Below are 5,183 nucleotides of genomic sequence, written 5' to 3' on the forward strand. Positions count from 1 at the left end.
GGGTAGAGTGGCAGGGACGAAGCGTCGGTCATCTCAAGGGGGTGCTATAGGGTGCGGATTTTACGCCTGCAAGCACCAGCTTTGGATTGGCGCCGTTCTCCCCGGTATTTTCGTCGCGCGCGCCGCAACGCTTGGCTATATCTAGCCGATGGCCTCGGATTCGTGGCTTTCGCACGATAAGGAAGAAGCGTGACCGACGACGTGACGAACCAGCCGCCGCCGCTGACGGGCGGCAACGCCTGGCGAGGCGATCCGTTGCTGATCCAGCTTGCCGAGCGTTTTTCCGACCCGGTGCGCAAGGACCTCGACGGGCTCGGCCGTTTCGTCCTGACGCAGGAGGCGCAGGAGCTGGCGCGCCTGGCCAATGTCGAGACGCCGAAACTCAGGACGCATGATCGCCAGGGACGGCGCCTCGACCTGGTCGAATTCCATCCCGCCTATCACGCCTTGATGCGCCGTTCGGTGGCCAACGGGCTGCATTCCTCGGTTTGGGAAAACGGCGATGCCGAGATCGGCCGCCGCCATCAGGTGCGCGCCGCGCGTTTCTACCTGACCGCCGAGCTCGAGACCGGGCATCTCTGCCCCATCACCATGACCAGTGCCTCGCTGGCGGCGCTGATGGCCAGCCCAAAACTGTTCCGCGAATGGGCGCCACGCGTGACGACGCGCAAATACGACCAGAGCCAGAAGCCGCCGGTCGAAAAGACCGGGCTGACGCTTGGTATGGGCATGACCGAGAAACAGGGCGGCACCGATGTGCGCGCCAATGTCACGAGGGCAGAGCGTGCCGGCAGCGGCTTTTATCGCCTGACCGGCCACAAATGGTTCATGTCGGCGCCGATGTCGGACGCCTTCCTGGTGCTAGCGCAGGCGCCGGAGGGACTGTCGTGTTTCCTCGTGCCGCGCGTTCTCGGCGACGGATCGGGCAATGGTTTCCGCTTCCAGCGGCTGAAGGACAAGCTCGGCAACCGCTCCAACGCGTCTTCCGAGGTCGAATTCGTCAACGCCATCGGCGAGATGGTCGGCGAACCCGGCGCCGGCGTGAAGACGATCATGGACATGGTGACCCTGACCCGGCTCGACTGCGCGGTGGCGTCCTCGGCGATCATGCGGGCAGGGCTRGCGGAAGCGGTTCATCATGCCCGCCATCGCCAGGTGTTTGGCTCGACCTTGATCGAGCAGCCGCTGATGCAGCGCGTGCTGGCCGATATGGCGCTGGATGTCGCCGCCGCCACTGCGCTGTCGTTCCGGCTGGCGCGCTCCTTTGATGAGGCGGCGAGCGATCGCGGCGAGGCGGCGTTTGCCCGCGCCATGACGCCGGTGGTCAAATACTGGGTGTGCAAGATCGCGCCGCCGCTGCTCTACGAGGCGATGGAATGCCTCGGCGGCAATGGCTATGTCGAGGAGGCGCCGGTCGCCCGTTATTACCGCGAAGCCCCCGTCAACGCGATCTGGGAAGGGTCGGGCAATGTCATGGCGCTCGATGTGCTGCGCGTGCTCGGCCGCGCGCCTGGCCTGTTCGAAGAGGTGCTGGCCGGCATCGACCGTGACCTCGGCGCCGGCGGGCGCGGCACGATCGGTGTGCTGAAGGCGGCGATGCAGGTGGCTTCGACCGATGAGGGCTCGGCACGCCTGCTGACCGAACAGTTGGCACTATCGGCGGCGGCGGCGGAGCTTCGCCGGCTGGGGGCCGGGCGGATTGCCGATGCCTTCGTCGAAACGCGCCTGGCCGGCCAGTGGCGCAACACCTATGGCATGCTCGATGCGCGCCACGACGCGCGCATGATCATCGACACGCTCTATCCGCCGGTGAACTGAACCTGGCGCGGCGCGGCGCGGCGCTGGGTTCTCCGACCAGTTGAACGCATTTGAGGGCATCGTAGCGCGCGCTGTGAATCGCCGTTAACCTTAACAAATGGTTTCCGTTGCGGCGACGGGCGGCAAAGCCCACTGTCATTTCTGCCGAAGCAGGAACCACGATGCGACACGTACTGACCTCCTTTCTGTCTGTGCACTGGGCAATTGTCTTCGCCTTGCTGGCGCTGATCTGCATCGACGGAGACCGCGGTGTGACGGCAGCCCTCGGCGTGCTTGGTGTGACCGTCGAGAGTGCCCGCTTCGTCAATCTGGACAACATCGTCGTGGTTGCGCCGCTGGCCACCGCCTTGCTGGTCGTCTCGGTGCTGTTCTTCTGGGCCTTTGTCGATTCCCTGATCAACGATGCGACCAGCCCGGGCGCCGACAGCGTCGTTCGTATCGCCTTCATTTCCGCTTCAGGTGTGCTGTCGATGATCTTGATCGGTGGCGCCGCGCAAGGCATCAACGGGCTCTTCATGGTCGTCGCGGTGCAACTCGCCGCGCTTCTCGCCTCCTATGTCGCGATGCTGGCCGAGCGGCGCTCGGCTGCGGTGTCTGATGACGCCGCTTTCCACGCCACGGCGCACAACATGGCGAAGGCGGCGGCGCACAATTCGTTGCTGTCTCTAATATCAGGCCGGACCAGCCCCAGCCGGACCAGCCCCAACCGGACTGGCCCTAAAGCGAAGGGAGGCCGCTGATGCGCTACATCTTCGCATTTTGGGCGGCTCCGATGGCGCTGTTCTGGGGCTGGTTCTATCTGTCTGCCAATGACATGAATTTCGGCTATGTGATGCTCACCCGGCAGATGCATGACTTCTTCTTCCAGCTCTATGGCCAGATGCTAGGCGTCGATCCAACGATCATCCCCGGCTTGGTGGCGAAGACCTGCATCTTCGATGGATTTCTGCTGATGGCGCTGTGGGCGTTCCGCCGTCGCCGCGAAATCGCCGGCTGGCTTAAACAGCGCTGGGAGGGTCCGGTTCCCTTCGAGCGGATGCAGCGAGCGACTGAAGCCGGTCCAAAACTCCCTGCAGAATAAAGGCGGCGGCCGCCGAATCGATCTTGCCGGCGCGTTTGGCGCGCGAGAAGTCCATCTCGATCAGCGTCCTTTCGGCCGCTACCGTCGACAGCCTTTCATCCCAGAACACGAAGGGCAGGTCGCTCAGCTGCGCCATGTTGCGCACGAAGGCGCGTGATTTCTGGGCGCGCGGACCTTCCGACCCATCCATGTTGATCGGCAGCCCGATCACCACCGCGCCGGCATTCTCCTTCGCCAGCAAGGCCAAAAGCACGGCGGCGTCGAGCGAGAATTTCCTTCGCATGATGACCGGGCGTGGATGAGCAAAGGAGAATCCCCGGTCGGAAACCGCGACGCCGATCGTCTTGTCGCCGAGATCGAGCCCGGCCAGTGTCTTGCCGCCGGCAAGCCGCGTCGGCAATTCCTCGATCGTGATAATACTCAACGGCCGTCCTTCGCCTTTCACCACCACGTGTTTTGTCAAACGCGCAACGGACACAGTAACCCTTTGATCTCGGGACCATCGGCGTTCTATCCTCTGGCCCGACAAAAATCGAGGAAATGCATTCATGAAACTGACCTGGTACGGCCATTCGGCCTTCCGTATCGAAACCGGCGACGCCAAAATCCTTATCGACCCTTATCTGATTGGCAATCCGTCCTGGACGGGTGGCTGGGAAGGGCCGGCCGAAGGGATCACGCATGTTCTGCTGACGCACGGGCACAACGATCACATCAGCGGCGCACTGGAAGTGCTCGGCAAAAGCGGCGCCCAGCTGGTCGCCAATTTCGAGATCTGCATGTATCTGGTTGGCAAGGGCGCCGACGGTAACAAGATCAATCCCGGCAACATCGGCGGCACGGTCGATTGCGGCGGCTTCACCACCACCTTCGTCCAGGCGCTGCACTCCTCCTCGTTCGGCGAAGAGGGCGGCAAGAACGTCTATCTCGGCAATCCGGGCGGGCTGGTCCTGCATTTCCCGGAAGACAAGACGCTCTACCAYATGGGCGACACCGACATTTTYTCCGACATGGCGCTGATCAACGAATTGCATGAGCCGAAGATCGGCATCGTGCCTATCGGCGACCGCTTCACCATGGGCGGTGCGGTGGCCGCACTCGCCTGCCGCCGCTTTTTCAAGTTCGACACGGTCGTCCCCTGCCACTTCGGCACGTTTCCGATGATCGATCCGACGGCTGAGAAATTCGAGGCCGGCCTGGAAGGATCCGGTGTTCAGGTGGCATTGCCTAGGATTGGCGAGACCATTACGATCTAGAAATAGCTAAAGCGGAACAAATGCATGGCGTTGCGGCAAACTCTTTTCATTTCGATGTTTGCCGCGGCGTCGCCCGCGCTCGCCGCGGATGACTTCATCGAAGGCGTCTACCTGCAGTCCGAGGAGCTTTGTGCGCAGGCCAAGAAGGATACGCTGCAGACGCTGATCGACGCCGGCAACATTGTGTTGTCGGCGCATGGCCTGCAAGGCGTTGAATACAATTGCGAGTTCGTTCAAATCAGCAAGGCGAAGCGCTCGCCGAGCTGGGCGGTGACGGCGATCTGCCAGGAGCCGGGCTATGTCTTTCCCGATGTCCTCTCGGTGACGCAAATGAACGCGAGGCAGATCGATCTCGTGTCGGTCCGGCCGATCGATGACGAAAGCGAAGCAAGCGGCAACAGCGGCAGCTACTATTTGTGCGAGGGCGTTGCCTTGCCATGACGATGATGCAGCGCATCAGGTCGCTTTTCCGCCGTGAGCGGCTGGTGTTCCCAAAACTGGAACTGCATGTCGCACATGGCTGCAATCTGTCTTGCGACAGCTGTTCGCACTACTCCAATCACGGCCATTCCGGCACCGTCTCGCTTGAGGAGGCAGACCGCTGGATGGGGCTGTGGAGCCGGCGCATAGATGTTGTCTGGTTCTCCATCCTGGGCGGAGAGCCCACCATCCATCCGGAGCTGCCGTCCTTCGTCGGGCTGGTCCGTCGGCACTGGCCCCGTGCCCGCATAGAGATCGTCAGCAACGGCTTTTTCCTGCACCGTCATCCGACATTGCCGGCGATTCTCGCTGCTGACGGCAACACCCAATTGAGTGTCTCGGTTCATCACGCCTCCGAGGAGTACCAGGAAAAGTTGAAACCGGTCTTCGCTCTCCTGGAGGCGTGGCGCCGGGAACACGGGATATTTGTTCAGATCCGCCCATCAGACAAGAATTGGACCCGTCGCTACGAAGGCTTCGGCGACGCCATGTTGCCGTTCGAGGATGGCGATCCGCGCGCCAGTTGGGAAGTCTGTCCGGCTCGCGAA

At 62.5% G+C, this 5,183-nt stretch carries 7 protein-coding genes; 6 read left to right on the plus strand and 1 reads right to left on the minus strand.

Annotated features, from left to right (window positions below):
- Window positions 1-189: 189 nt before the first annotated feature.
- The 3 genes from AC1DX0_RS30740 to AC1DX0_RS30750 all read left to right on the plus strand — a co-directional run bounded on the left by AC1DX0_RS30740 (window position 190) and on the right by AC1DX0_RS30750 (window position 2,899).
- Entirely contained in the window at window positions 190-1,818 is a 1,629-nt protein-coding gene (locus AC1DX0_RS30740) for a DNA alkylation response protein (RefSeq protein ID WP_477220434.1), read from the plus strand.
- Window positions 1,819-1,979: 161 nt separating this feature from the next.
- A complete protein-coding gene (locus tag AC1DX0_RS30745; RefSeq protein ID WP_477220435.1) occupies window positions 1,980-2,558 on the plus strand; it encodes a hypothetical protein in 579 nt (192 codons plus the stop codon).
- Window positions 2,558-2,899 carry a DUF6105 family protein gene (locus tag AC1DX0_RS30750; protein WP_477220436.1) on the plus strand — a complete coding sequence of 114 codons (342 nt, stop codon included), beginning with the start codon at window positions 2,558-2,560 and terminating at the stop codon, window positions 2,897-2,899. The genes AC1DX0_RS30745 and AC1DX0_RS30750 overlap by 1 nt, the downstream gene beginning before the upstream one ends.
- On the opposite strand, the gene ruvX is transcribed toward AC1DX0_RS30750, so the two are convergent.
- Window positions 2,817-3,323, minus strand: a complete 507-nt coding sequence (ruvX, locus tag AC1DX0_RS30755) for a Holliday junction resolvase RuvX (protein WP_477220437.1) — start codon at window positions 3,321-3,323, stop codon at window positions 2,817-2,819. The two genes, AC1DX0_RS30750 and ruvX, sit on opposite strands and share 83 nt — an antisense overlap.
- Window positions 3,324-3,447: 124 nt before the next feature.
- On the opposite strand from ruvX, the gene AC1DX0_RS30760 reads away from it, so the two are divergent.
- The 3 genes from AC1DX0_RS30760 to AC1DX0_RS30770 all read left to right on the plus strand — a co-directional run.
- Window positions 3,448-4,155, plus strand: coding sequence for a metal-dependent hydrolase (locus AC1DX0_RS30760; protein WP_477220438.1), 708 nt, complete (start codon window positions 3,448-3,450; stop codon window positions 4,153-4,155).
- Window positions 4,156-4,179: 24 nt separating this feature from the next.
- Entirely contained in the window at window positions 4,180-4,596 is a 417-nt protein-coding gene (locus AC1DX0_RS30765) for a hypothetical protein (RefSeq protein ID WP_477220439.1), read from the plus strand.
- Window positions 4,593-5,183: radical SAM protein (locus AC1DX0_RS30770; RefSeq protein WP_477358202.1), on the plus strand; the 591-nt coding region annotated here is incomplete at its 3' end. The genes AC1DX0_RS30765 and AC1DX0_RS30770, both read left to right, overlap by 4 nt.

The organism is Mesorhizobium sp. P3_A9 (assembly GCF_056402975.1).